Here is a 26,883-nt window from a genome sequence, read left to right as displayed (position 1 = left end):
AACAGCACAATAAAGATTATTAGCCGGGGCCATTATTGCTCCGGCTTTTTTATGACCAATAACGGGCTACGTGTGCATTACACATTCTACAAATATTATTAATCCACTTTTAAGGTCTTCCTTTTCTATACTTCTAATTTTGAAGAATGATGTGGAGGATAACCTGTCTTGCGCTTATAATGTCCCTTGTTTCCTGTTCTCATAAAATAGTAGAATCTGGAAAGGCCTCTTATTATGCTGACAAATTTGATGGCAGGCAAACTTCCAACGGAGAAATTTTTAAGCAAAGAAAAAAGACTGCTGCTCATCGCACCCTTCCTTTTGGAACTAAAGTAACCGTCAAAAATCTATCAAACGGAAGAACCGTAAAAGTTCGAATCAACGATAGGGGTCCATTTGTAAAGGGGCGAATGATTGACCTAAGTAAAAAAGCAGCGAAAAAACTGGATATGGTAAATGCAGGTGTAGCAGATGTAGAAATTAAATATAAAGGCGGCTCTATTAAATAACTTTTCAGCTGGCACTTCCCGCTTCTCTTCCTATTCTTCTTACAATCAGACACTGACAACCTTTAAGTAGTCTTTTGCAACAATTGAGGTGAGAAGACTCTCGTCGCACTCCTATCAGTTTTATATTTGCCGACATGAATAAAAAGCCGACGCTGTTTACGTCTTTATCTCCTGCATTACTTCACCTTACTAACCTAAAAGATGCCATAGTTGTAATTATCGATGTTTTTCGTGCTACCTCCACTATTTCCACAGCACTCTTTAATGGAGCAGAAAAGGTTATTCCTGTAGCTGCGGTAGATGAATGCAAAAGGCTGGGTGATGAAATTCCTAATGCGGTAACTGCAGGTGAACGGGAGGGTAAAGTAATCGAAGGCTTACAATATGGAAACTCCCCCGCAGAATATCCAAGAGCTTTTATCGAAGGAAAAACACTTGTATTAACGACTACCAATGGAACAAAACTACTTCACATGGCTTTTGAGAGAGGGTGTGCTGAAGTTGTTACCGGTTCCTTCACCAATCTAAGTTCCGTCTGCGAATACATTACAAACCAAGAAAAAAATGTAGTGCTTGGCTGCTCAGGATGGAAAGACATGTTTAACCTCGAAGACACTTTGTTTGCCGGCGCGGTCATAGACCGGGTAAAAGAGCGCTTTATTATACATGATGATGCGAGCCTGATGGCGCAACAGATATACAGGCTGCACGAGAATAACCTGTATAAGTTCATCCAAAATACAACCCATTGGCATCGCCTGGCGGCGTACGGTTTACAGAGAGATCTTCAATACTGCATCACCCATGATATCGCTAATGTTTTACCCATTTTTAAAAATGGAGAACTGGTAGTTTATCAATAAAATTATATCAGCCAGAATAAGCTGCAGCTGAAATCGTCCAAATTTTTACTTCCTACTTTGAAGCTTTTTTCGGGTCTTTTTTCTTAACAAACATTTCATTTAGATGTTTCTTTTAAGCATGTGTACCTCGCTGCTTTACGTTACTTTTGTGAATTGCCTTTTTTTGAACCAGACCAGAGTTGGCTAATGCCGGAGAAAGAAGAACCAGTGAGATTTTGAGCGGCATTTGTCATTCATCAACCATAAAAGATATTCATGGCTTTACCGCATCTGATTAAGCATATTTATAACAACGGAACAGACGAAGTAATCCGACGGGGAAAAAAGATACATGCAATCGGTAACGTAGAACTGATGGACTACGATGACCTGATGGCTGCAGTAACTTTTAGGGTCAAAGACGATATTTATTCTACTTACTATAAAGTACTGATTAATAAATTTAAAGAAGCTGCGACCTTATCTCTTCGTTGTAGCTGTCCTTATAATCTTGGCGAAATTTGTCGTCACGAATCTGCTGCACTTTTCCAATTGCAAGAGTTGCTGGACAGAAATATGCTGGATGAAAAAGATCTTTTGTACGATCAAAAGCATACGGTAGTAAAGATGAAGCAACTTGATTTAAAAATGATCAGGCTGCTGACTTCTCCCCAATCTTATGTAGAGGCTGAAGAATATTTACGAAATAACAAAGCCAATATAATTGAAGCAAAAGACGAGCGCGTAAAGGCCGAGGTTGAAAAGGATAATGAGAAATACAAAGTCTTAATTCAGAAAAATGAAGAGAGGAACTTTGATACCAGCTGCAACTGTGATAGCGATGATAAGCACCCGTTGTGTGTTCATAAAACAATTGTTCTGGTACAGCTATTATCGAGGTACGGCGTAAACTATTTTGACAGCATTCGGAATTGGGATAAAGAGAAAAACAAGTTACTGGAGGCGTACGGTTTTTCCCTTAACGACAATTTAAAGGGCAAATTCGAATTTGCGTATAAAGATGGGAAACCTTTTCTGCGCGTGCTTGATTCATCTATAAAACGCATTGCTCCACCTACAATAGGTCTTCAAAAAAGGCCTGCTTACGCACCAGTAGCAGAGGTTGAGGTTGAGGAGGAAGTAGCCAAGCCGGCTCCTATGCAGTTAGGTTTGGTGTTTATAGAGAACATGGATCAGTACCCGTTTGTGCAGGTTGAAGGTGTACAGGGCGAACCAAACGAGGAGCGGAATGCGTTTGCAAACAAGTCAGAAAAGCTCGACTTAAATAAGTTTATCAATACGGAGGTTTTTAGCGACGATGACAAAATGCTCGTTCAACAGCTACGAAAGTTTCAGTCCTCTGAAATCACTCGCTACCTAAATAGAAATTCTCCATTTAGCGGGATATGGGAAAATATTATACAGCAACACAATGATGAGTTGCCCGAAGAAACCCGGAGGCTAATAGTTGAATTTTTGCATCCTCGTTATAAGAAATTATTTACTGATGCAAACCCTCATTTCAGTTTTCTGTTGCCTTCACGCAAGCCGTTTACTACCGCTAATCTTCAAAAAATCCACTTAAGCGAAGAGCCTGCTATATTAAATTTCAATATTACTTATCACAAGGATTATTACGATGTGCAATGCTTTGTTAAGTTAAATCACATTGAAGTTCCTTTAACTGAAAGTGAGATAGCTTCTCCTCTCCTTTTTCTTCACGACGAGACATTGTTCTTATACGAAAAGCCAAATGACGTGTTGCTGGTTGAAAAATTTTCACAGGATGGCAAAGTGCGAATAGAAGAAAAAGATTGGAGCCGGAAATTGCAGGAGATGGTTTTGCCGCTGGCAAAAGATTACAATGTACAGTTCAATAACGTTAAGCGCGAAGACATAAAAGATCTAAAGCCCGAGGTAAAGCTGATGCTGAAAGAGAAGGGTGATTATCTAATGTTTCAGCCGCTCTTTATCTACAAGAGCTATGAAGTAAAACCATCTGATAAAGAAAAAATCATCATCCCTCAGCAAGACAAGTTGTTGGTTATACAACGAAACATGGAGGATGAGAAGGCACTTGTAAGTAAATTAGAAAGTCTCCACTCCCAGTTTATTCGTCCTGACGATTCTGATAATCTTGTCTTAAAAGGTGCAGAGGTTCTAAAGAACAACTGGTTCTTCCTTTTTATAGATGCAATGAAGGAAATGGAAATTCCGGTGTTCGGATTTGAGGCCTTGAAGAACTTCCGGTTTAATACTTCAAAACCTTCCACTAAAATTTACATAAGTAGCCATACCGATTGGTTTGATGCTAAAGTGGAGATATTCTTTGGTGAACAAAAGATTACCGTCGCAGATGTAAAGAAGGCTCTTGCAAACAAGCAGCAATTTGTACAGTTGCAGGATGGGTCCTTAGGGATTTTGCCTGAAGAGTGGATCAAAAAATATTCGTTGCTATTCAGGGTTGGTGAAGGCAAAAGCGAAAAGATGAAGCTGAGCCGATACCATTTTAGCGTGATCGAAGAGTTATATGAAAATCGTGATGAAGAAGAATTGTTTTTCCAGCTGGAAGAACGCTATGATAAACTGAAAGAGTTTAAGAACATTGAACCGATTGAAGCACCCCAGCATCTTAAATCGATTTTAAGACCGTACCAGGAGTCCGGTTTCCAGTGGCTGAACTATTTGCACGAAGTGAAATGGGGTGGCATTCTTGCTGATGACATGGGTCTTGGTAAAACTATACAGGCACTCTCATTTATTCAACACATTAAAGAGACAAAGGGAACGTTAAAAGCCCTTGTTGTTTGTCCAACCACGTTGATGTACAACTGGGAAAATGAAATTAAGAAATTCACCCATTCGCTTACTTACTATATTCATCACGGTGGCATCCGTGATAAAAGCCAGGTTTCAAAGCCGCAGGTCGACATCATCATTACCACTTACGGTACATTAAGAAGCGACATTAAATCTTTTGTTGAGCCGGATTTTGATTATATCATCTTGGATGAAAGCCAGGCTATTAAAAATCCTTCCAGTAAAGTAACAAAAGCTGCAAGCTTGTTAAAAGCTAAAAGCAGGCTTTGCTTAAGTGGTACCCCTTTACAAAACAATACGTTTGACATATTTGCTCAAATGAATTTCCTTAACCCGGGTATGCTGGGTACAATGGAGTTCTTTAAGCAGGAGTTCGCCGTGCCTATTGACAAATTCGGCGAGCAGGAGCAGAAAGAGCACCTAAGAAGATTATTGTATCCATTTATTTTACGCAGAACTAAAGAGCAGGTTGCGAAGGATTTACCTGATAAAACAGAGATGATCCTGTTTTGCGAAATGGGAGATGAGCAACGTAAAATCTACGAAGCTTATCGAAATGACTTTAGGGATAAAATTCTCGGCGTCGTGGAAAACCAGGGTATCGGAAAGTCACAACTAACGATATTGCAGGGATTGATGAAGCTGCGTCAGATTTGCGATAGTCCTGCAATTATGAAAGACGACGAGCCTTTCCCTAATGTTTCAATCAAATTGGATGAATTGGTAAGAGAAATAACAGAAAACATTAGCGATCATAAGGCTCTTATATTTTCCCAGTTTCTCGGAATGCTTGGTTTAATTCGCCAAAGGTTGGAGGAAATGGGAATTAAATACGAGTACTTCGACGGAAGTACCACGGCTATCGATAGGGAGAAGGCAATACAAGGTTTTCAAAATGATGAAACTTGTCGTGTTTTCCTAATATCCTTAAAAGCGGGTGGTGTAGGTCTAAACCTTACCGCAGCCGATTACGTTTACATAGTAGATCCTTGGTGGAACCCGGCAGTAGAACAGCAGGCTATCGACCGAACCCACCGTATCGGCCAAACAAAAAACATCTTTGCCTACCGGATGATTTGTAAAGACACGGTGGAAGATAAAATATTAAAACTGCAGGAAAAGAAAAAGGCCCTGGCGGCGGACCTGATAACTGATGATGCAGGGTTCGTGAAAAATCTCACCAGGGAAGATCTGGAGTATTTATTCAGTTAAACCTAATTAAATAAAACGATCATCATTTACTTGACGCAGCTTTTATCAATATTTGCGCCTGCAAGGTTTAAAGCATTTTATAACAAAAAAGCCTCCAACACAGGAGGCTCTTTGTTATCTTTTGATTGGAGGTTAGTTATGGATTAGCTGCTACAGAATTCCCTAACCAGTCCTTCACACTTGAACAACCTGCAAATTCTTTATCTATAGTAATATAGTAATTTGGAATATGGGACTTGAACCACTTCTCCAGAACATCATTCTTTTTTTGCTCAACCGCACGCTGGGAAATCTTACTATAGTCGTCCTTAATATTTTCTCTGTGAGGTTCAGTACGTGTTTGAAGATAAACAATCCTTACAGCCTTTTTACCTCTCTCGTCTGCGTAAGCTATAGGTTTTGAATATTGTCCTGGCTTTAAATCTTTAAGTGCTAGTACAAGATCTTTGTCAAGTTGATCAATGGTTACAAAACTAGATCCGTCACGGCCTTGCTTTCTGCCACCACTAAATTTACTAGACTCATCTTCGCTGTATTTGTTTACTGCTTCGCCAAAACCTATTGATCCAGCAATAATTTTTGATCTTACTGAATCGAGTTTAACGACAGCATCTTTAACTTCTTCATCGGTCACCGGCGGTATCCTTAGTATGTGGCGAATAACTGCATCATCACCTGAACGACTCACCATTTGAATTATGTGTAATCCAAATTTTGATTTCACTACTGGTGAAACTTGTCCTTCTTTTAATTTAAACGCAGCAGAGATAAAAGCAGGGTCCCAAAACTTATCATTCTTATTAATGCTGTACTGTCCACCGGCCTCTTTGCTTCCCGGATCTTCTGTATAAGATTTAGCTAACTGCTCAAACTTTTTTGTTCCGTCTTCCACTTGTTTCTTCCAGTCATTCAACTCTCTCGTTACATAACTTTCTACATCACGATTAGCTTTTGGATAAACGACGATTTCGCTTATTTCCAATTCACTCTCATAAAAGGCCAAACTGTCTTTTGGTATCTTGTCAAAATAATCGCGCACTTCGTTCGGTGTTATTTTTACACTTTCGACAATTTTATTTCGCATCTGCATGCTCAACTTCTGCTCTTTAATTGGTTCGCGGAAATCTTCTTTCAGCTGGTAAATGCTCTTACCTGCAACCTCTTCAAGGACTTCCTTTGAACCATATTTCATTATAAACCCACGAATCCTGTTATCTAGTTCCGCTTCAACATCTTCTTCACTCATTGGGAGCGAATCTTTTTGTGCCTGTAAAACAAGAGCCTTTTCAATCAAAGCTCTTTCAACCAGAACACATTCAGGGTTAGGAGGTAAAGGAACACCTTCGCGCTGGGCGTCAAGGATTGAATTATAGATATCAGATCGAAGTATAATTTTGTCACCAACCTGCGCTACAATTTTGTCTGCAATAACCTTCTTAGGTTGTGCATATGCACTGCCAGAAAAAACTGCGATAGCTGCAATTATGCTAAGTGTTTTTAAAAACATTTCTTTTGTATTGTTCTTCGTAACTTTTTGTTACTCATTCAAAAATATCGATTCAAAAATGGAAAAAGGTTGATCGAATTTGTTTTAACAAAAAAAATAGCTTCAAAAATTGCAAGCAATTATTTCGAAGCTATTTCTTATTTAACCGACGTTATTAATATTCTATAAAGTTCTCTTTACCTCTTCAGATTCAAACGCTTCAATGATATCTCCAACACGAAGATCGTTGTAGTTCTTTATAGTAAGACCGCACTCCATATTGTTCGCAACCTCTTTCACGTCATCCTTAAAGCGCTTCAGCGAACCAAGTTCAGCAGCTGCACCCTCGCCTTTCGGAAACTCTACGATACCATCACGAATAATACGAACCTTTGAGTTTCTGAAAATTTTGCCATCCAATACCAAACAACCTGCAACAGTTGCCTTATCGAACTTGTACACTTCCCTAACCTCCACATTTGCTGTAATCTTCTCTGTGAATTTAGGTTCAAGCATACCTTCCATGGCACTCTTCAACTCGTCAATTGCCTGGTAAATGATTGAATAAAGTTTGATCTCCAGACCCTCATTTTCGGCAACTCTCGCTGCCTGGCTTGAAGGACGAACGTTGAAACCTATTAAGATGGCATCAGACGCAGTTGCAAGGTTTACATCACTTTCTGAGATTTGTCCAACTCCTTTATGCACCACTCTTACGGCAATCTCTTCAGTAGAAAGTTTTTGCAATGAGTCACTCAATGCTTCTACAGATCCATCCACGTCACCTTTAATGATTAGGTTAAGCTCTTTAAAGTTACCTAACGCCAAACGACGGCCGATCTCATCAAGTGTAATATGTTTTCTTGCACGTAATCCCTGCTCACGAAGTATCTGCGCACGTTTAGTCGCAATATCTTTTGCTTCGGCTTCATCCTGGTACACACGGAATTTTTCACCCGCTTGCGGGGCACCATTCAATCCTAATACAAGAACAGGAGTGGATGGAGGAGCTTCGGTTAATCTTTGGTTACGCTCATTGAACATAGCCTTTATCTTACCAAAATGCTGTCCGCTCACCATAATATCTCCCTGCCGTAAAGTACCATTTTGAACAAGCAAAGTTGCAACGTATCCACGTCCTTTATCAAGCGTCGCTTCCACAATGGTTCCACTTGCCTCACGATCGGGGTTTGCTTTCAGATCGAGGATTTCAGCTTCAAGTAGAATTTTCTCAAGTAATAGATCTACGTTTTGTCCCTTCTTAGCACTTAATTCCTGGCTCTGGTATTTTCCGCCCCACTCTTCCACTAATATATTCATCCCCGAGAGTTGCTCATAAATCTTCTGAGGGTTCGCTCCGTCTTTATCGATCTTATTAATTGCAAAAATCATTGGCACACTCGCTGCCTGGGAGTGACTTATTGCCTCTCTCGTTTGAGGCATCACCGCGTCGTCAGCAGCAACTACTATCACAGAGATATCCGTTACTTTAGCACCTCTTGCACGCATAGCGGTGAAGGCTTCGTGTCCGGGAGTATCTAAGAAAGTAATCTTTTTGCCCGAAGTTGTCTTAACCTCGTAAGCACCAATGTGCTGAGTAATTCCTCCTGCTTCACCTGCAACTACGTTTGCGCTTCTTATATAGTCAAGCAAAGATGTTTTACCATGGTCAACGTGACCCATTATCGTAACAATTGGTGCTCTCGGTACCAAATTGTCTTCATCATCAACATCGTCTTCTTCCTCCATTTCGGCCTGCGCTTCCATGTCGATAAATTCTACGTCAAATCCAAATTCACCTGCTACGAGTTCTATCACTTCTGCATCCAGGCGTTGGTTGATAGATACCATGATACCTAATCCCATACACTTGCCGATAACTTCGGCGAAGCTTACATCCATTAGGTTCGCCAGTTCACTTACACTGATGAACTCAGTTACCAATAACTTGTTATCATCTCCCTCAGGACCTAACTGATCAGCAACTCCGTCTCTTTTAGCTTTCCGATATTTTGCTTTAAGGCTTTTTCCGCGTCCGGCTCCACCGGCAAGTTTTGCCTGTGTTTCCCGAATTTTATCCTGGATTTCTTTTTGATCAATTTCTTTGTCATCTCTGCGTTTATCTGTAGAGCGAGGGCCAAAACGATTTGCGTTTTGTCCTCCTGCTGCAGGCGGGCGATTTTGTCCACCTGGACCCCCTGGACGATTAAATCCACCTCCCGCTGAAGGAGCACCACCTGGACGACCGTAACCACCCTGACCACCGGCAGGTGGACGCTGTGCACCTGGTAACTCAGAGGAACGAGGACCAAAACGATTGTTTGGACCAGTGCTTTGTGTTTGACCCTGAGGCTGTCCCGGTCTTGCCTGTGGACTTATGGCTTGCTCACCTTTTACAGGAATGCGTTTGCGCTTCCGCTGCTTTTCCTGTGCGGTTTGAGGTTTAGGCCGAGTATCTGACTCTACAGGCAATTGAATTTTTCCTAAAATTTTCGGCCCTTCAAGTTTATCTGCTTTGATGTTAGAGATTACAGGACCATCAAAGGATGCGGCCGGAGCGAGCGGTTGTAGTAGCTCTACTGGCTCTGGTTGTAATTGTGGTGTTGGTACTGCAATAGGTGCTGCTACAAATGGCGCTGCTTGCTCAACTGGTTCTGCTTTGCCTTGATCACCGGCACCATCTGCTATTGGTTGCTCTTTGGCTTTCTTATCCTCAGCTTTTTTGTCTTCAGTCTTTTTTGAGCCTTTTTTTGGCCTTGTTGAAGAGTCGATCGCCGATAAGTCAATCTTAGCAATGACTTTTGGCCCTTCAAGTTCAGGTGCTTCAATTTTGAGGGAAGTAGGGGAAACATTATTGTTGCTTGACCTTGGTTCTTCTACAGGAATGTCTGAAGGAGCAACACTAGTTGCAGGTTCTTGTACCGGCGCCGCAGGTGCAGGCTCTATTGTTTTTTCTACAGCCGCCTCAGTTTTAGGAGCATCTGCTACAGGTTTTGTAGTTGGCTGAGAAACAGCGGCGGCTGGAGCCTGAGGCTTCACTTCTTCCTGAACCTGCTGTTTTACTTCCTGATTCTGTTCTGTACCTTTTGTTTCAGTTACTGCAACAGGCGCAACTTCGGGTGTCGGTTGTTGGGCAACTGGCTTTGGTATTTCTTTTTTATTGAAAGTAATTTCTTGTTCGTCGCGTTTTTTTCTGCTTTCCTGTTGTACACCTTTTGGTATGTCAACAAGATCAGCTTTATTTTTTGCCACCTTATCGCCCTGGAATTGGTGCTGGAGCGACCGGTACATGTCCTCACTAAGTTTGGCAGTAGGTTTCAAGTCGTCACGACTAAAACCCTTGCCAACCAAAAAGTCAACAATAGTATCCTGTCCAACATTAAATTCTTTGGCAGCGGCTAATAATCTCGGTAATTTAAGTTCTAACATTCAGTTTTTTTATTTGATCGGCAGCTACATCTCTTAGGTGCAGCTCAAAAGTAATCCTACGGTATCTTCCCAAAAACCATTTTTAGTGCTTCTCTTGTCAAAAGTGGGACACACCCTTAATGTAAAGTGTAGAAAAGCAAGCTATAGTACCGAACCATGTTCTTTATTCAGCAAAAACATAAATGTAACCTTTGGCGTCACATTAATTTATTCAATTCCCAAAAGAACTATTTAAAACATCTAAAGAACGAAAGAAGCATTTTTAAAAAATTGGTAATAGCTGATAAAAGATGATTCCTTCAAACACTATTCTTTCTCAAATTCATGCTTCAACACTCCGCGAATTTCCTCAATCGTTTCTTTTTCAAGGTCAGTACGTCGCTCTAATTCTTCAGGTGTCAATTCTAATACGCTTCGTGCAGTATCACAGCCTATACGCTTCAATTCATCTATTATCCATGCTTCAATTTCATCGCTGAATTCTTCAAGGTCAATATCGAACTCTTCTACATCACCTTCGTTATCGCGATATACGTCTATTTCAAAACCTGTTAACTCACATGCAAGTTTAATGTTGACACCTCTACGGCCGATAGCCAGGGAAACCTGGTCGGGCTTAAGGTAAACACTTGCGTGTTTCGTTTCCTGGTCTATATCCATGCTGGTAATCTTTGCCGGAGTAAGGGATCTTTGTATTAAAAGGTTGATATTATTTGTCCAGTTAATAACGTCGATGTTTTCATTTTTTAGCTCGCGAACAATGCCATGAATACGGCTACCTTTCATACCTACACAAGCTCCAACAGGGTCAATACGATCATCGAAACTTTCAACTGCTACTTTAGCTCTTTCTCCCGGATCCCGAACGATTTTTCGAACAACAATCAGGCCATCGAAGATTTCAGGCACTTCAATTTCAAGCAGTTTAGCAAGGAATTTTGGACTTGTACGGCTTAAAATAATGACGGGGGTGTTGTTTTTCAAATCAACCCTTTCAACTACCGCGCGTATACTTTCACCCTTTTTGAAAAAGTCGCTTGGTATCTGCTCAGACTTAGGTAAAATTAGCTCACTACCATCTTCATCAAGTAAAAGAACCTCTTTTTTCCAAACCTGGTAAACTTCCGCACTAATGATCTCACCTATGCGTTCACCGTATTTTTTAACTAATACATTTTTCTTCAAATCACTGATACGGCTTGCCAATGTTTGCTTCGCAGCCAAAATAGCGCGGCGTCCAAAATCGAAAATGTTTACTTCTTCGTATAACTCCTCACCCACTTCAAAGTCCGGTTCTATTTTCGTAGCATCACTATAGGCAATTTCAGCAAGCGGGTCCATTACCTCTCCATCCTCAACAATCATTCGGCGACGAATGATTTCAAGGTCACCCTTCTCGGCATTTACAATTACGTCGAAATTTTCATCGCTTGTAAACTTCTTACGTAATAACGTTTTAAACACATCTTCTACCACTTTCATCAACGTAGGACGGTCGATGTTTTCGGCATCCTTAAATTCCTGGAACGCCTCAATTAAGTTAATACTTGCCATAATTTATTAGATTAAAATACGCGTGCTTTCAGCCGCATTATTTTTAAAACTGAACTTGTACAATCGTTTTTTTGATATTTTCAAATGGAATTAAAAATTGGTTGGTCTCAGCTTTTTTTCCCTTACCTGTCGTTTGTTCTATCAAAATATCAGTATCTGTTACTTGCAACAATTTGCCTTCCTTTTCTGTATCATCATTAAAGGTAACTAGCACCTTTCGCCCGATATTCTTATTATACTGACGGCTATTTTTAAGAGGCTCGTCCACGCCGGGAGATGAGATTTCGAGTGAAAAATTGCCTTCAGGAAAAAGCGCTTTCTCTTCTATAAGTGCATACAATTTTCTATTGTACCTCACACACTTTTCAATTGACATTCCCTCGTCGCTATCTAAAAAAATTTTGATATTGTTGGTTGGTTTCACTTTGATTGAAACCAAAAAATCTCCTGGTTGTGCTGCAAGCAGGTCATTTAGCATGCCCTCAACTTCTGCAATGATTGTTTCGTTCGCCATGTAAAAAAGGAGAAGGGAACGATTTTCGTTCCCTTCAGTTGTTTCATTTCCAATGCAAATGTATGTAAAAGGATATATATCATCCAAATGGAAAAAGCATTTAATAACCTTTTAATCTCGCTTTTGCGTTAACTTTTTGCAAAAAACCTCAAAGCATCCTTTTTTAAGAATTGATAATATTCACTAACAGTACCTTCGTTAAATGATACTAATACGCATCCTCTTTTGGTTTATTGTATTTTATTCACTTTTTAAGCTTCTCATAAGGGTTGTATTGCCCCTTTTAATTAAAAACACTTTGCAAGCTAAGATGAAAGGTATGCAGGGAAACAGAGGTACTTTCGAAGACAAAGAACAAACCTCTGAAACAGCTTCTCAACCCTCTTTTAAAAAAGAAAACAACACTTCTTCTAAAGGCGACTATATCGACTTTGAGGAGGTTAAATAGGAGCACTCACATTAGTTATAATAGTACTCTTCTGGTGACTAAACAAATGAATAAGTGATGTTGCCATCTTTCTCGTCCTTTAAAGCAATGCCTAACTCTAATAATTGCTTCCTGATGGTATCTGATGTAACGTAGTCCTTTTTGGCTTTTGCCTGCTTTCTTAATTCTATAAGAACCCGCAGTACTCCTTCCATTTGAGCGTTGTCTCCTTGAACCTCGCTTTTCAAGCCAAATATATCCTCCACGTACAGCTTCATTTTCAATTGCATTTCGAGGAAAGTTTCCTCGCGCAACGCTGAAGACAGAATGTGTTTATCCTTTATAGAGTTGATGACCGGAACTATTTCAAATATATTGGCTAAGACCTTAGCAGTATTTAAGTCGTCGTTCATAAACTCTTCTAGCTCAGATAGCAAAGCCGATACTTTAGAGTCAAGTTCTATGTCTGTTTTTTCTTCGTTGAATTCAAAATCTTTTGCGGACATCTTTTGTAGTGCTTCATGTGCTTCCCAAAGTCGTTTAAGACCCTTTTCGGCTGCCTGAAGCGCTTCGTTGCCAAAATCTAGCGTGCTTCTGTAATGCGTTTGAAGAATGAAAAAACGTACTGTCATAGGACTGTACGCCTGTTTCAAAACAGGATGATTGCCACTAAATAATTCAGTAAGCTTAATAACATTGTTGTAGCTCTTACCCATCTTCTTGCCGTTGATGGTAATCATGTTATTGTGTATCCAATAGCGGGCGGCCATTTTATCGTTGCATACAGCACTTTGCGCAATCTCACACTCATGATGTGGAAACTGAAGGTCCATCCCGCCACCATGGATGTCGAACTGATCGCCCAAATATTTAGCGCTCATGGCTGAACACTCAATGTGCCAGCCGGGAAAGCCATCACCCCATGGACTGGCCCAACGCATAATATGTTCCGGAGGTGCTTTTTTCCAAAGAGCAAAATCCTGCTTGTTTCTTTTTTCTTCCTGGTTGTCAAGGTCGCGAGTGGTATCAAGTTGATCATCTAAAACACGACCACTCAGCGTACCATAGGGGAGTCCTTTTTTTGAAAAATCCGTATTGTATTTCTCAACATCAAAATATACGCTCCCATTTGTCTCATAGGCGTATCCATCTCTAATGATCTTTTCGATCATAACAATTTGTTCAACAATATGACCTGTTGCGGTGGGTTCGATACTTGGTTCAATTGTATTGAATTGTTTCATCGCCCAATGAAATAAGTTCGTGTACTTCTGAACAAGTTCCATTGGCTCCAATTTTTCCAATACTGCTTTTTTGCTGATCTTATCTTCTGCCTCACGCCCCTCCTCTTCAAAATGTCCCGCATCAGTAATGTTTCTTACAAATCTTACTTTGTACCCCAAATGTTGGAGATATCGATACACAATATCAAAGGTGATATAAGGCCTTGCATGACCAAGATGACTTTCGCCACTAACAGTTGGTCCGCAGACATACATGCCAACAAGACCAGGAGTGATGGATATAAATTCTTCTTTTTGACGGGTTAAAGTATTATACACTTTAAGTGAAGACATGCTATTGTGATTGATAAATAAAGATTTTTACAAAAGAGGCACAAAGGTAACCGAACTGCTTAGCAGCAGCAACAACAGCAGGGAAGATTATTTATGCGCAAGAATTTCATTCGTAGTATGGGAATTGAAGAGATTTGAAAGATACTTATTGTTGGCATTGCAGAAAAAGGAAGGAGGAAGCTTTGATTAAAATCAACCCAGATTTTTAGAATTGCAAAAAATGGACAGGTAAAAAGAATTTTGAGCAAAAAAGATTAATTGTTAAAAAAGATTATTACCTCGGCTCAACAAAAGGCTCCTTTTTATACACATCATAGTTCTTATTTTAAAAATAACTTTTTAACTGGGGGTTAACCGCTGATTATAGTTTCCCTTTGGGGCTAATTGCTACTTTTGCTTTAACCATTTATCAAAGTATTGAAAAGAAATCTATTCATAATTCTGCTGCTATTAGTTCAACACTCATTTGCGCAATCTTTCGTTACCCGGGCCTCTGCTACGAGCATTGGCAAAAACGATGTCGTGCAAATTGAATACATCGCTGAAGACGTTACCGTAGATCAATTCGTGCTTCCAAGATTTAAGAACTGGAACGTAGTTTCCGGCCCCAATTTAAGTAGTAGCACAAGCCAGATTGGAAATGTTATTAAACAACAGATTGCATATTCAGTTATGCTTCAGCCAACGACGTCAGGAACATTCCTTATACCAGGTGCTACAGCTCTTATTAATAACAAACCCCAAAGAAGCAATGGAGTAACAATCGTTGTAAAAAATGTTGATCATTTGCAAGGAAGCCAGCCTCCGTCTCAATCTTCTCCCCAAACCTCAATATTAGATCAACTGCCTTTTCAGGACCAGGTGCCGGCTAACCAATATTTGAAGAAAGGTGAAAAAGCAATCGATAAAATAAGAAATAACATTGTAGTAAGGCTAGAAGTAAATAAGCATACAAGCTATGTAGGCGAACCTATTCTTGCAACGTACAAGTTGTGTACGAGATTGAGGTCAAAATCTAAAGTGGTGAAGCAACCCCAGTTTAGCGGGTGTACGGTGATTGAACTTACAGGTGAACAACAAGACGCGCACATAGAAAAAATCAATGGAATTGAATACAATGTTTTTGTTATCAGGAAAGTTCAATTGTTTCCTTTAGAGGCAGGGAAGCTTGAATTGCCGGCGACCAGCGTAGAAAACAAAGTGACTTTCTATGATGCAAGTCATCAAAATTATAGGGACTTGTATTATGGCGCTCCATCCTTACCCGTTGAGGAGCAGCTGGTGACGTTGCAAAATAAAACGGATGTGATTGATGTAAAACCTCTGCCTCCCTTACCGACTGTTGGCACTTCGGAATTTAGTAATGCGGTGGGTAACTTCAACGTATCCTTAGCTATAGGCGAGGATGCATTAACTACTAACAGCACAAATCACCTACTTTTTACGATACAGGGAGTGGGTAACCTTCAGCAAGTAAAAGCACCCTCAATACAATGGCCAAAAGGAGTCGAAAGCTTTGATGCGACAGAGCAAATGGAAGATGAAAAGACAACCTTTCCGGTCAGAACAAGAAAAACTTTTTCCATTCCATTCGTTGTTGGTAAAAAGGGTGATTATACCTTACCAGCAGTTCAGTTTACTTACTTCGATCCTAATGCAAATAGGTATGTTACCAAAACGACTTCCGGACTTCTTTTACGTGTAGCACAAGGGTCGAAGACGTTTACAGGTAATGTAAAAAAGACTGGAACGAACGACAACTTGGGCTTTGACGAACGCCTTTATATTTTATTAGGAGCCGGATTATTAGCAATCGTGATTGGTCTTGTTTGGTTTAACAGGAGACCAAAAATGCCTCTGCAGCGTGCCGCTTCAAAAGTTCAGCTGCCCGTGCAACAGCAACCGCAGCCTGTAGAAATAAAACGTCCCGAATCATCAGAATATTTATTTAAAATAAGGGAACTGCAGCCGGAGACAGATAGTTCATCATTCTACAAATCATTATGCAAAAATCTCCACGCTTACTTAAATAGCAAGTTTGGAATTGATGCTGCGCAACTACCTTATTTCATTCAACAACATCCTGAAAGCGCGGGGGAACTACAACTGCTGAAGGAATTGCTTGACGATTGCAGCTTAGGAATGTACACGCCCGTTTACTCGATGGAAGAAGCGATGCAACATCGCTTGCTGGCTATTGAAGTTTTATGCAGACTTGAGAAATAAGAGCGAAAAAGGGTTAAAGCTCTGAGGCGTTTTACTCACTGTACTTATATCCTACCCCTCTAACAGAATGAAAAAAAACAGGGTTGCGGCTGTCTTTCTCGAAATATTTTCTGAAGTTTAGAATAAAGTTGTCGATGGTTCTTGTGGTAGGGAAGACATTGTAACCCCAAACAGATTGCAGGATTTTTTCACGCGGCACAACTTCATTTCTGTTTTCAATCAGCAGCTTAAGCAGCATTACTTCTTTCTTGCTCAGTTCAATTACGTGATTGTTCCAGGTTGTAGCTACCTGCGCTTTGAAGTCTATTTTGTTATTGCCAAATTCATACGTGTCTCCAATTGTTTCTTTATCCAGCAGCTTTTTATTTTTTAAAATCAGCTTATCAACCCTTAGTAAAAGTTCTTCGAGATTGAAAGGCTTGACCATATAATCGTCTGCCCCTTTTTTCAAACCAAGCACCCTATCGGCACTTGAATTTTTAGCACTTAATATTAAAATGGGTACTTCATTATTTTGAATACGGATTGTCTCAGTTACCGTAATACCGTCTACATGTGGCAACATAACGTCGAGAATAATGAGGTCGAAATATTCATCCTTTATTGCCTTCAGCGCTTCATTACCGTCGTAAGCCGAAGTTATCTCATAACCCTCCAGCTCGAGGTTTAGCTTAAGCGCATCGTGAAGGTTTTCCTCATCTTCCACCAGCAAAATATTTGCTTTACTTTGTTCCCTGATCATATTAATAACTATGTTTTAAAAGTAACCGTAAATACAGACCCAATTTCCCCGTTGTTACTTACAGTTATTTCTGCCTGGTGGTCTTTAGCAATTTGCTTCGATAAATATAACCCAAGTCCTGTGCCTTTGGCAGTCCTGGTTTCTTCGTTACCCACGCGGTAGAATTTTTCAAAAATTTTAGTTCGCTCGGTTTCAGCTATGCCCGGCCCTTCATCTTTTACAATAAAGTGTATTCCTTTCAGGTCTTTAGCCAGGGCAATGTCAACAGCCGTATTTCTTTGAGAATATTTCAAAGCGTTTTCAACCAGGTTAGACATCAGCAATTCAATCAATAACTCCTCACCATTAACAAATAAGTTTGGCTCTATAATAGCCTTCAAGTTCCTTGAAGAATGTCTTGTTTTAAAATCATTGAAAACCCTCGTTGCCACTTCGCTCACGTTCACTTCATTTTTCGAAATTTTGTATTCCCCTGCGTCCAATTGAGAAGCAAGTAATATGTTATTGCATAACGAATTCAATCGATTTACTTCCTGAAGCGTAATGTTAATCAGTTTTTGTTGCTGCTGCTCTTCCAACCGCCTCTTCTGCATGGTCTCAAGGTTCAGGCGGGTAACAGCAATAGGCGTCTTCAATTCGTGGGTTACAGCCATCATGAAATTCTGCTGTTGCATCGATAAGGTAATCTGCCTGCGTGTTGCGCGATAAACGAAAACAGCACCTATAAGTATTAAAGCTAAGAATGTAGATCCCTCACCAATGTATTGTGCAGTTTTTCTCCTTTCTGCATCAAGTATTTTGGCAACTTTTTCAGAATAGCCTACTTCATCATGCTTTAACTCATTCAACAAAAGGTCCGTCATCCTCGTGTTTTGATGTTGCAAAGAAATAAACCAATAGACTAACGCAGCGATGATGTATAGCAGTACGAACCAGTAGATGAGTGTTATAGTAGCAAACCGTTTCGTTTTAAAAATGCTCATGGTTATTTAACCTTTTCAACCCTGATACCTGCATTTAAAATATGGTCCAAAGGATCTTCACGCATATCTTGTTGTAGCGTAAAAGTGTACTTGCCTTTATGAAGTGGAGCAGGCTTATCGCTAAACGAAATGCGATGTTCAAAAATGTCATCCATTCCGCTGCCGAGCCAGCCCTGCCTATTATTTCCCAGGATAAATTCACGCCTCACTGTAACTACTTCCGTCGGTCCCTTTACGGTCAAATTCACCCAAATATTATTATAGTTATATGCGTCTTCATGTCTCAACACGAAGAAGATATTATACAGCGAAGTGGTATCTAAAATCTCAAATGTAAATGAGGGTCTTTCGGCACTCTTCCAACTATGCAGTGGAAAATAAGCGGTCTTCTCGTATATATTAATTGTTTGACAGCAGATCAATATATTCACCAGAAGCAGTATAAAGAGAACTTTGTTCAACAATGTTTTTTTGCAAAGATAAAAGCCGGACATATTATCCAATAAGAAGTTTATTTAGCAAATAAGATCAAAACTAAGCCCTGGCATTAAGACGGTCGGGGTTAGATATTTTTATACCAGCAATACCAATTCTATTAAACATCGTTGTGTCACTCACTTGTACAATTTGTTTTTTTGTTCAGCTTCCTTTAACTGGCCACCATTTTTACGTAGCAGCAAAACCGATTACACAAAAAACAAAAATGCATGTAAAAAGACTTAAACTAGTAGGTAGTAAATAGGGATTATAATACATTTAGAACTTGCTCCTTTGCTTTCTCCAGCTCATCTTTCATTAGCACTACGCTTTTCTGCATCTCCGAATCGTATGCTTTAGAACCGGTAGTATTTATCTCACGACCTATCTCCTGCATAATGAACGATAACTTTTTACCCTTCCCTTCCTCTGCCTCCTTTAAAATAGTTTTAAAGTAATTACAGTGGTTTTTCAATCGGACCTGTTCTTCTGTAATATCAATCTTTTCGATATAATAAATCAGTTCCTGCTCAAGCCGGTTCGAGTCGTAGTTGTCTTTTCCGACATTATCTTCCAGCGTTTTTGTTAACCCCTCTCTTATTCTTTGTTGACGCAACGGTTCAAGTGTTGCTATTTTATCTGCATGGATGGTTATATTTTCAATCCTTAGTTCAAGCTCATCTTGTAAAGATTTTCCTTCGTCAACCCGATGCTCTTTCAATTGACTGATCGCACTTTGCAACACTTGCTCAAAACCTGCCCAGTCTTCATCGGACAAAACATTATTGGTTGGAGTAATGACATCGGGAAGTTTGAGCAAGGCACTTAATACATCCCCCGGATTCAAATTCAGTTCCGCAGACAATTCTGCAATTGGTTTGTAATAAGCTTTTGCAAGTTCTTTGTTAATAGTCACCGGCTGCGCTGATCCATTCTGTTTAATGTAAATCATACATTCTACACTCCCCCTGATCAGCTTCTCCTGCAAAATATTCCTGATATCAAATTCAAATGGCTTTAATAATTGCGGAATCGTGATGCGAAGGTCGAACTGCTTACCATTTAGAGATTTAACTTCTACCAAAAAAACTTTGTCACCAACTGCCTGTTCGGCCCTTCCAAAACCTGTCATGGATTGAAGCATGCGTAAAAAATTGTTGTTGGTAAAAGTAAATGAAATTGACCCAAGTAATAATATCAAACTTCACTAAGCCTCGAAGGATTACTTATCATACTTGTTTCCAGTAAGGGCTTTATCAGGTGCTTTTGTCAATGATAGAATATCCTTTACAGCTGTGTCCTATGGGTAAAAAGGAGTAAAGGCGCTCTACAGCACTTTCAACAATTTAGCCGTTTTTGCTCAAACCCTACAAAGCTTACACTCGCTGAATGAGCATTCAACAAAAAAACCAGCCTTGAGAGCTGGTTTTATAATAAGCAAAAAACGATTCTTATTGTTTTGTAACCGTGAATTTATCGGTTGCAAAGTTTACCTGAATTTTATAAGTGCCACTAGTTGCAGGGCCGGGAAAATTCGAAGGAAGGTCATAACCGAAGTCTCCGCCCTGCCAAAGATTTGTGATTGAATTGTCTTTAACAGCAAATTTGTGACCCCAATCGCCATTAGTAGGGAGCAACAAATATTCCTTACCACCAACTAGCGGTAAAGTAATCTCAAACACAGCTGAATTAACACGCGTAAATTTTTGAGAAGCTTCAGGAACAGGGTTATTCCATCCGCCTGCGGTAGCATCGCCTACTATGAATAAGTTAGAAGGTAGGTTGCCTGTGTATGGCGTAACAGTAAACTTGCCACTTTGGAAATCAACAATTATTCTATACAATCCTGAAGTAGTTGGACCGGGGATATTATCGTTTAGATCAAATCCAAAATCTCCTCCTGCACTTAAACCTGCTTTTGATTTATCAGCTACGGAATACTTATGACCCCAATCTCCATTTAATGGCAATAGCAAATATTCGCTGCCTCCAATTAATTGGAATACGCCTCCAAATGTCGTTTCGTTCAACCTTGCAAATTCTTGCGCTGGCGCAGGAACAGGGTTGTTCCAACCACCCTGGGTCGCACTACCCACAATGAATAACTTGCCTGTTGTAGGCAGAACAACTTTAGGTGGCACTTTATAAGGAGTCATCATTACTTTAACACTGCTGGAAGTCCTGCTTTCGTTGTTGTTGCTATAAGATGAAGTAACGCGCACATCCATTGCAACAGGTACGCTGAAGGGATACCCGTATCCCAATAAAATTGTATTGAGTTCCTTTCCTGTAAAAGAAGTTGTAAGGCTACCTATAACTTCTTTAGTAAAAGCCTTTGTAAAATTTTTACCGGAAGAGTCAATCTGAATAATGTATTTGATGCTATTTGGGTCGCTCACGGCATGGTTAGGATATGTCCAGGTCAGCGTAAGAGCTGTCTTGTTTGAGTCTGCAGGAAGCGGGGCAACTGTAGCAGATGAAACACTAAGCACAGGCGCAATACTGTTTTGGTTCACCTGCAAATCGTTTACTTTATCGCAGGCAACGAAACTTAGAAAGGCCGCAGCGAGAAGAAATATTTTTGATAGACTTTTCATATTGTTTTTATTGAGGGGTTACAGTGAATTTACCGCGTTGAAAATCAACGACAATTTTATACACTCCACTTGCAGCAGGAGCAAGAAGGTCACCACCGCCAGCTTTGAAATCATCACCACTTACATTATTTGCATTGTTGCTGCCCGTTCCTCCATACTTCGCATCCCAACTTCCGTTGACAGGCAGTAGTAAATAAGAACCACCACCGACCATGCGAATAGTAATTTGGTATAACGTCTCACTTACTTTAGTAAACAGCTGCGCCGGATCTGGTACAGGATTATCCCATCCACCGGGTGTAGCACTTCCTACTATGTACAACTTTCCTGAAGGAGGAGGAGTAACTTTTGGAGGAATTTCATAAGGGGTTACAGTAAATTTCAACACGTTAGAAACAAGAGCCGCTGCGCCATTTGTACCTAACGATGTTTTTACCCTCATTTCTATATTATGCGGCATTTTTGGTTTCAACACCAACTGGTTCAGCAAGTAATCATTAAGCTGGCTATGTGTAATAGTCATACTTAAATCCTTGGCAATGCTTATAGTTTGTCTGCTAGGGTTGCTAAAGTTTGCCCCTGTGGTATCAATCTCTAACAGATAGTTTACGTTTTGAGAACTCGTACCTGTCGTAAATCTGTAATTAGGATTTGTCCAGCTCAGTTTAATAGCAGGATCTGCTTGATTGGCAAAAGAAAGAGGTATGGTGCCGGTGACAGATGCACTGAGCGTTGGTGCAGTTCCTCCTTCTAAATAGATCTGTGCTATCTCTTTTTTACATCCTGACACTAACATTACCAGAAGTGCCAACGATGGTAAAATGAAATGAAAATACCGTTTCATATTTAAAGTTTAAAGTAGTTTAATAGCCAGGGTTTTGCACCAGGTTTGAATTAGAAGTAAGGTCAATAGCAGGTATTGGGAAGATGTTGTATTTACTATCTACGGCAGTACCATTTGGCGTTCCACCTTTCCATGCCCACAAGTAAGCATTGGTTGTAAACTGGCCAAAACGAATAAGATCGGTGCGTCTTAAGCACTCCCAAAATAACTCACGACCTCTTTCATTTATAATGTAAGGGAGGGTAAGCTGAGCATAAGTACTTGCAGCAGGATCGTTGGGCCTTGCCCGTACACTTAGTTGGTTAAGATAGGAAAGCGCAGTAGCGTTACTTCCTCCAGTTCCACCTCTTAAAACTGCCTCTGCATAAGTCAGGTATATTTCTCCTAAACGAAACAAAGGAAAGTCGATATCAACCCAGTTTTTTGCCGGATCCATATGAGGTGCTGGTGCACCCGTCCTTGTTTTGTTTCTGAACTTTGTTGAAGAATATCCATCCGTGGTTACATCTAGCAATTGGGTCATGTTTTTGTTTTGACCTTGTGTCCAGAACTGGCCTCTTATATCCTGTGCATCAAAAAGATTGACGAACTGCTGGGTAATTCTTATACAGTTCCAATTACCACTTGTTCCTGAACTGTCAGCGGGTACGCCGGCAGGTCCATGAGTAAGTGTTGTGGTACCGCCCCAGTTTTGAGTATAGGTCCCGTCGTAATTGATAGTAAAAATAAATTCGTCAGTATTTAGATGATTATCGGCAAGCATCAATTCTTTATACTTCGGATGTAAAGTGTAGCCGGCTCCAATGATTTTGTTGCAATAAGTAATCGCTTCAGTATACTTAGGAGTACCTGTGTAAATTTGGGCATTCAAGTACATTCTTGATAACAGCGCCCAGGCTGCTGCCTGGTCTGCTCTTCCGTATTCATTTGTTCGTGGGGCAAGCAATTGAGTTTCAAGATCTTTTAGCTCACTTTCTATGAAAGTAAATAAATCTTTACGCTGTATTTGCTTTGGCAAAGGGCCACCAATAGGATCTGCGTCTGTAACAAAAGGCGGGTTGGCAAAAAGGTCCATTAGCACCCAGTACTGGTAAGCTCTTAAAAAACGTGCTTCTGCTTTGTACTTTCGAATACTGTCTGCACTGGTACCAGTGATCCCCCTGCTGCTTAAATTTTCGTCCGAAGATTGCCTGATAAAGTCGTTGGCTAAAGTGATCAGGAAGTAAGAACGAAAGTAAAGCCCGGCAACAGTTTGGTTTACCGAAGACCAGTTCATTTGATGAATACCAACAGGATCAGTATTACTGTGATAAGTCCAACCGGCCTCATCGGTAGTAAGCGATTGGAGGTACCAGTACATACGGAGGAAGTCAGAGTTTCCCTCGTCATTAATAATTTGAGGAGAAATATCAGGACTACCAGCGCCACCTGAATTCCCGGTAAGCGCCATAGCACCATATACTTTAGCTATCGCTTGCTTATATCCTACCGATGTTGAATACACTGCACCTGGCCCTACATCATTGGTGGGAACCAAATCCAGCTTTTTTGTACAGGCCGACATAAACAGTACTGTTGCTGCTCCTGCGATTAATATTTTAAAATCTTTATGCTTCATGTTACTAATATTATAAGCTCTGTTTACGAATTATTTAAAAGTCAAGATTTAATCCCAGGGAATAAATACGCGGTCTTGGATATATGTTATTGTCTATCCCGCTGCTAATCTCAGGATCTAATCCTGTATACTTTGTAATAACAAAAACATTTTGAACACCAAGGCTTGCACGTAGCGTAGCCCTATTGTTAGCAACCCTACCAAAATTGTATCCTACGTTAAAATTGTCCATTCTAAGAAAAGAACCATTTTGAAGGTAAAAGTCACTAAGTGGTTGTTGCTCTGTATTACCCACGAACTTTGTTTCGAGATAGTTCACTGATGCATTTCCGGTTACTTGAGCACCTAAAATTGTATTCAGCCTGCCGTTAGAACTATATACGTTGTTGTATACATAGTTATTAAAGCTACCTCTTACAACGAAACCAGCATTCCACTTGCCCGAAGTAAGGTTCGTACTAAATCCTAAAAACACATTTGGATCCGCTCTTTTTCCTTTATACTTGTCGTTCTCGTTGATGATACCATCGCGGTTTACGTCTTCGAATAATCCTTCAATAGGACTGCCTGTTACGTCGTAGACCTGGTGATAGAGATAGAAAGTATTCTTGCTACCGCCTACTGCATTCAGAAAAGCAAAACCTTGTACGCCGCCTATGCCCCCAGCTGGAAAGCCAAGGTAGTTAGGGTCATTTTTTACTTTAGTCAGATTTGTAATGGTATTCTTATTATAAGTAACGTTGAAAGCAACGTCCCATGTAACAGCAGCGTTTCTGATAGGTTGAGTATTAATGTTGAACTCGACACCTTTATTATTCATGTCACCTACGTTCTCCAGCTGGTAAGCAGAAAAGTTTGTACCTGCTGTTTGAGGAACCGAATTCAATAAGTCTTTTGTCTTTTTGTAATAGACGTCGATGCTACCGGTAATACGGTTATTAAGAAACCCATAATCAAGACCAATATTCGAAGTGGTTGTTTCCTCCCACTTGATCGCGGGATTGTAGCCGCTAGGACGATACATTTGGTAGAATGTATTTCCAAACTGGTAACTGGCCGACTGGCTACTTAATGAATAAACAGAGAGGAAGTCATAGTTATTTATCCCTTCCTGTTGGCCGGTTGTACCATAACCCAGACGAAGTTTTAAATCTGATACAGCCTTGCTGCCTTTCAAGAAAGATTCTTCATTAATTCTCCACGACAAAGCCAGCGAAGGAAAAGTTCCATACTTATTCAAAGGTCCAAACCTTGAAGAACCATCGCGCCGGATAGTGGCTGTCAGCAAATACTTTTCATCCAACACATAATTTAAACGACCGAAATAAGAGAGCAGGGTATTTTCAGGCCTGTTAAAAGGGAACGTAGGGCTTGCACCAATTTGTACGCCCCGAGCGTTATATCCGGCAAATGAATAATTGGTAGTAAGGTAATTATTGTAAGAATAACCGGCCAGGATATCGAACCTGCTATTGATTGATTTTAGATCTGTAGCATAGGCCAGGTAGAACTCCAATAATTTATTCTCCTTCTTTTGCTTGTACTCGCTGAACGAACCGCCAACAGCATATGCAAGCGCTGAACTATCCGAAATAAACGTTGATCCTTTTCCTAGAGATCCATCATAGCCCACATTTAGATTAGCACGTAGCTGAGGTAGAAAATGAAATTTATAGTCTAACTGTAAATTACCAATACTTCTATTTGTGTTACTATTTGCATCTCTGTCGTACAACATAGCAAGCGGGTTCCTGGCTGCAAGAGTATTTGGTTTACCGTCAGCACTTAACCATTCGAAATACCCACCAAAACGTTTATTGTTGCTATAAATAGGTTGAGTAGGGTCAAAGTACACTGCAGTGCCGATTGCTCCCTGGTCTGCAAAATGATATTTCTGTAAGCTTGTTTTAAGGTTAAGATCAACTTTTAAGTGTCCATCCAAAAACGTTGGATTTAGAACAAAAGCTATAGAACCTCTCTGTAATAAGTCTGTTTTTAAAACACCCTGCTGGTTTAGATAACCCAAAGAAAGTCTGTAAGGAAGCTTTTTAATTCCGCCAGTAAAACTAATGTTGTTGTCGCTTGTAAGAGCTGTTTGATAGATTGCCTTTTGCCAGTTTGTATTGGCAGTACCCACTTGTGATTTTTGCGTTGCGGTACCTTTTTCAGCTACGATAGAACGAATTTGTTCTGCACTCAATACTTCAACTTGCTTAGAATTCTGGGCTAAGGAATTAACTGAACTGAAATTTACCCGAAACTTATCACTGCGGCCTCTTTTGGTCGTGATCAATATAACGCCATTGGAAGCGCGGGTTCCGTAAATAGCGGCAGCAGACGCATCTTTCAGAATTGTAAAGGATTCGATGTCATTAGGATTGATAAAGCTTAAAGGACTGGCAGCACCGGCAATACCTCCATTATCCATTGGTACGCCATCGATTACGAAGAGAGGATCATTACTTGCATTTAGTGATGAACCGCCACGTATACGGATCGTACTTCCCGATCCTGGTGCACCGCCGTTAGAGATGATTGAAACACCGGCCACTTTCCCCGAAATCAACTGTTCGGGAGTGGTAATAGTTCCTTTTTGAAAATCTTTTGAGGTGATGGTGGTAATAGAACCGGTAAGGTCTTTTTTTCTAACTGTGCCATATCCGATAACTACTACTTCACTTAATGCAGTGTTGGCAGCTCTCAAAGTTACATTAACAGTGCCTCCACCAATGGCCGTTTCCTGGCTGCCGTAACCTACCGAACTAATAACCAAAGTTGAAGCATTGGCAGGCACTCTTAATGAAAAGGCTCCGTCGGTTCCTGTTTGTGTTCCTGTTTTGCCGCCCTTAACTATAACTGAAGCATTTACTACAGCACCCCCGCTCGTGTCTGTTACCCTGCCGGTAACTACTCTTTCTTGCGCAATCAATTGTCCTGAGAAAAGAAGCAAAGGCAAGACAAAAGCATAAATCAGTTTCTTAATGGTCATGATTCTTTGTTTAAAAAATTTTACTCTTACTAAAGCA

Annotated in this window: 18 protein-coding genes; 5 read left to right on the top strand and 13 right to left on the bottom strand. The window is 40.3% G+C overall.

The genetic code is table 11. From position 1 onward, the window contains the following. The first annotated feature begins 146 nt into the window (after positions 1-146). The 3 genes from SAE01_RS11090 to SAE01_RS11080 all read left to right on the top strand — a co-directional run bounded on the left by SAE01_RS11090 (position 147) and on the right by SAE01_RS11080 (position 5,383). Complete coding sequence (locus SAE01_RS11090) at positions 147-509, top strand: septal ring lytic transglycosylase RlpA family protein (RefSeq protein ID WP_246113213.1); 363 nt, start codon at positions 147-149, stop codon at positions 507-509. A 134-nt stretch (positions 510-643) separates the two neighbouring features. After that, positions 644-1,372, top strand: a complete 729-nt coding sequence (locus SAE01_RS11085; protein ID WP_147203824.1) for a 2-phosphosulfolactate phosphatase — start codon at positions 644-646, stop codon at positions 1,370-1,372. A 255-nt stretch (positions 1,373-1,627) separates the two neighbouring features. Then, positions 1,628-5,383, top strand: a complete 3,756-nt coding sequence (locus SAE01_RS11080) for a DEAD/DEAH box helicase (protein ID WP_147203823.1) — start codon at positions 1,628-1,630, stop codon at positions 5,381-5,383. Positions 5,384-5,519: 136 nt separating this feature from the next. Here the strand turns inward: SAE01_RS11080 and SAE01_RS11075 are convergent, their stop codons facing one another. From SAE01_RS11075 to rimP, 4 genes are all read right to left on the bottom strand, one after another. Beyond that, a complete protein-coding gene (locus SAE01_RS11075) occupies positions 5,520-6,890 on the bottom strand; it encodes a peptidylprolyl isomerase (RefSeq protein ID WP_147203822.1) in 1,371 nt (456 codons plus the stop codon). A 162-nt stretch (positions 6,891-7,052) separates the two neighbouring features. Next, entirely contained in the window at positions 7,053-10,298 is a 3,246-nt protein-coding gene (gene infB / locus SAE01_RS11070) for a translation initiation factor IF-2 (RefSeq protein ID WP_147203821.1), read from the bottom strand. 306 nt (positions 10,299-10,604) lie between these two features. After that, the gene (gene nusA, locus SAE01_RS11065; RefSeq protein WP_147203820.1) at positions 10,605-11,852 is read right to left on the bottom strand and encodes a transcription termination factor NusA; all 1,248 of its coding nucleotides are present in this window, start codon (positions 11,850-11,852) and stop codon (positions 10,605-10,607) included. A 43-nt stretch (positions 11,853-11,895) separates the two neighbouring features. After that, positions 11,896-12,453, bottom strand: coding sequence for a ribosome maturation factor RimP (gene rimP, locus SAE01_RS11060; protein ID WP_147203819.1), 558 nt, complete (start codon positions 12,451-12,453; stop codon positions 11,896-11,898). Positions 12,454-12,676: 223 nt separating this feature from the next. Here rimP and SAE01_RS24470 point away from each other — a divergent pair, with 223 nt between their 5' ends. After that, positions 12,677-12,814: a hypothetical protein gene (locus tag SAE01_RS24470; RefSeq protein ID WP_170234139.1), complete on the top strand. Its 138-nt coding sequence runs from the start codon at positions 12,677-12,679 to the stop codon at positions 12,812-12,814. 38 nt (positions 12,815-12,852) lie between these two features. On the opposite strand, the gene cysS is transcribed toward SAE01_RS24470, so the two are convergent. Beyond that, the gene (cysS, locus tag SAE01_RS11055; RefSeq protein ID WP_147203818.1) at positions 12,853-14,370 is read right to left on the bottom strand and encodes a cysteine--tRNA ligase; all 1,518 of its coding nucleotides are present in this window, start codon (positions 14,368-14,370) and stop codon (positions 12,853-12,855) included. Between the two features lie 417 nt (positions 14,371-14,787). Between cysS and SAE01_RS11050 the strand changes: the two genes are divergently transcribed. Then, complete coding sequence (locus SAE01_RS11050) at positions 14,788-16,596, top strand: BatD family protein (RefSeq protein WP_170234138.1); 1,809 nt, start codon at positions 14,788-14,790, stop codon at positions 16,594-16,596. Between the two features lie 31 nt (positions 16,597-16,627). On the opposite strand, the gene SAE01_RS11045 is transcribed toward SAE01_RS11050, so the two are convergent. The 8 genes from SAE01_RS11045 to SAE01_RS11010 all read right to left on the bottom strand — a co-directional run bounded on the left by SAE01_RS11045 (position 16,628) and on the right by SAE01_RS11010 (position 26,846). Then, complete coding sequence (locus SAE01_RS11045) at positions 16,628-17,338, bottom strand: response regulator transcription factor (protein ID WP_147203816.1); 711 nt, start codon at positions 17,336-17,338, stop codon at positions 16,628-16,630. Positions 17,339-17,346: 8 nt separating this feature from the next. After that, on the bottom strand, positions 17,347-18,321 hold the full coding sequence (locus SAE01_RS11040) for a sensor histidine kinase (protein WP_246113212.1): 975 nt from the start codon (positions 18,319-18,321) through the stop codon (positions 17,347-17,349). A gap of 2 nt (positions 18,322-18,323) precedes the next feature. After that, a complete protein-coding gene (locus tag SAE01_RS11035; RefSeq protein ID WP_170234137.1) occupies positions 18,324-18,782 on the bottom strand; it encodes a gliding motility lipoprotein GldH in 459 nt (152 codons plus the stop codon). A gap of 284 nt (positions 18,783-19,066) precedes the next feature. Then, positions 19,067-19,942 (bottom strand): YicC/YloC family endoribonuclease, encoded by an 876-nt coding sequence (locus tag SAE01_RS11030; protein WP_147203814.1) that lies wholly within the window; start codon positions 19,940-19,942, stop codon positions 19,067-19,069. Between the two features lie 307 nt (positions 19,943-20,249). Further along, on the bottom strand, positions 20,250-21,395 hold the full coding sequence (locus tag SAE01_RS11025) for a SusE domain-containing protein (RefSeq protein WP_147203813.1): 1,146 nt from the start codon (positions 21,393-21,395) through the stop codon (positions 20,250-20,252). Between the two features lie 7 nt (positions 21,396-21,402). Next, positions 21,403-22,239, bottom strand: coding sequence for a SusE domain-containing protein (locus SAE01_RS11020; RefSeq protein ID WP_147203812.1), 837 nt, complete (start codon positions 22,237-22,239; stop codon positions 21,403-21,405). Between the two features lie 19 nt (positions 22,240-22,258). Next, on the bottom strand, positions 22,259-23,857 hold the full coding sequence (locus SAE01_RS11015) for a RagB/SusD family nutrient uptake outer membrane protein (protein ID WP_147203811.1): 1,599 nt from the start codon (positions 23,855-23,857) through the stop codon (positions 22,259-22,261). Positions 23,858-23,891: 34 nt separating this feature from the next. Further along, positions 23,892-26,846 (bottom strand): SusC/RagA family TonB-linked outer membrane protein, encoded by a 2,955-nt coding sequence (locus SAE01_RS11010; RefSeq protein ID WP_147203810.1) that lies wholly within the window; start codon positions 26,844-26,846, stop codon positions 23,892-23,894. Positions 26,847-26,883: the final 37 nt, after the last annotated feature.

This window comes from Segetibacter aerophilus (assembly GCF_007991655.1).
Lineage (GTDB): Bacteria > Bacteroidota > Bacteroidia > Chitinophagales > Chitinophagaceae > Segetibacter > Segetibacter aerophilus.
The sequence above is the reverse complement of the archived record's forward strand: the minus strand, read 5'-3'. Positions and strand labels throughout refer to the sequence as shown.

Bases quoted from the DNA above. Each gene is read 5' to 3' on its own strand.
- SAE01_RS11015 (WP_147203811.1), bottom strand. From the start codon at position 23,857: ATGAAGCATAAAGATTTTAAAATATTAATCGCAGGAGCAGCAACAGTA.
- SAE01_RS11075 (WP_147203822.1), bottom strand. From the start codon at position 6,890: ATGTTTTTAAAAACACTTAGCATAATTGCAGCTATCGCAGTTTTTTCT.
- SAE01_RS11030 (WP_147203814.1), bottom strand. From the start codon at position 19,942: ATGCTTCAATCCATGACAGGTTTTGGAAGGGCCGAACAGGCAGTTGGT.
- cysS (WP_147203818.1), bottom strand. From the start codon at position 14,370: ATGTCTTCACTTAAAGTGTATAATACTTTAACCCGTCAAAAAGAAGAA.
- SAE01_RS11045 (WP_147203816.1), bottom strand. From the start codon at position 17,338: ATGATCAGGGAACAAAGTAAAGCAAATATTTTGCTGGTGGAAGATGAG.
- SAE01_RS11090 (WP_246113213.1), top strand. From the start codon at position 147: ATGATGTGGAGGATAACCTGTCTTGCGCTTATAATGTCCCTTGTTTCC.
- SAE01_RS11025 (WP_147203813.1), bottom strand. From the start codon at position 21,395: ATGAAAAGTCTATCAAAAATATTTCTTCTCGCTGCGGCCTTTCTAAGT.
- nusA (WP_147203820.1), bottom strand. From the start codon at position 11,852: ATGGCAAGTATTAACTTAATTGAGGCGTTCCAGGAATTTAAGGATGCC.
- SAE01_RS11085 (WP_147203824.1), top strand. From the start codon at position 644: ATGAATAAAAAGCCGACGCTGTTTACGTCTTTATCTCCTGCATTACTT.
- SAE01_RS11080 (WP_147203823.1), top strand. From the start codon at position 1,628: ATGGCTTTACCGCATCTGATTAAGCATATTTATAACAACGGAACAGAC.
- SAE01_RS24470 (WP_170234139.1), top strand. From the start codon at position 12,677: ATGAAAGGTATGCAGGGAAACAGAGGTACTTTCGAAGACAAAGAACAA.
- SAE01_RS11040 (WP_246113212.1), bottom strand. From the start codon at position 18,321: ATGAGCATTTTTAAAACGAAACGGTTTGCTACTATAACACTCATCTAC.
- SAE01_RS11010 (WP_147203810.1), bottom strand. From the start codon at position 26,846: ATGACCATTAAGAAACTGATTTATGCTTTTGTCTTGCCTTTGCTTCTT.
- SAE01_RS11020 (WP_147203812.1), bottom strand. From the start codon at position 22,239: ATGAAACGGTATTTTCATTTCATTTTACCATCGTTGGCACTTCTGGTA.
- infB (WP_147203821.1), bottom strand. From the start codon at position 10,298: ATGTTAGAACTTAAATTACCGAGATTATTAGCCGCTGCCAAAGAATTT.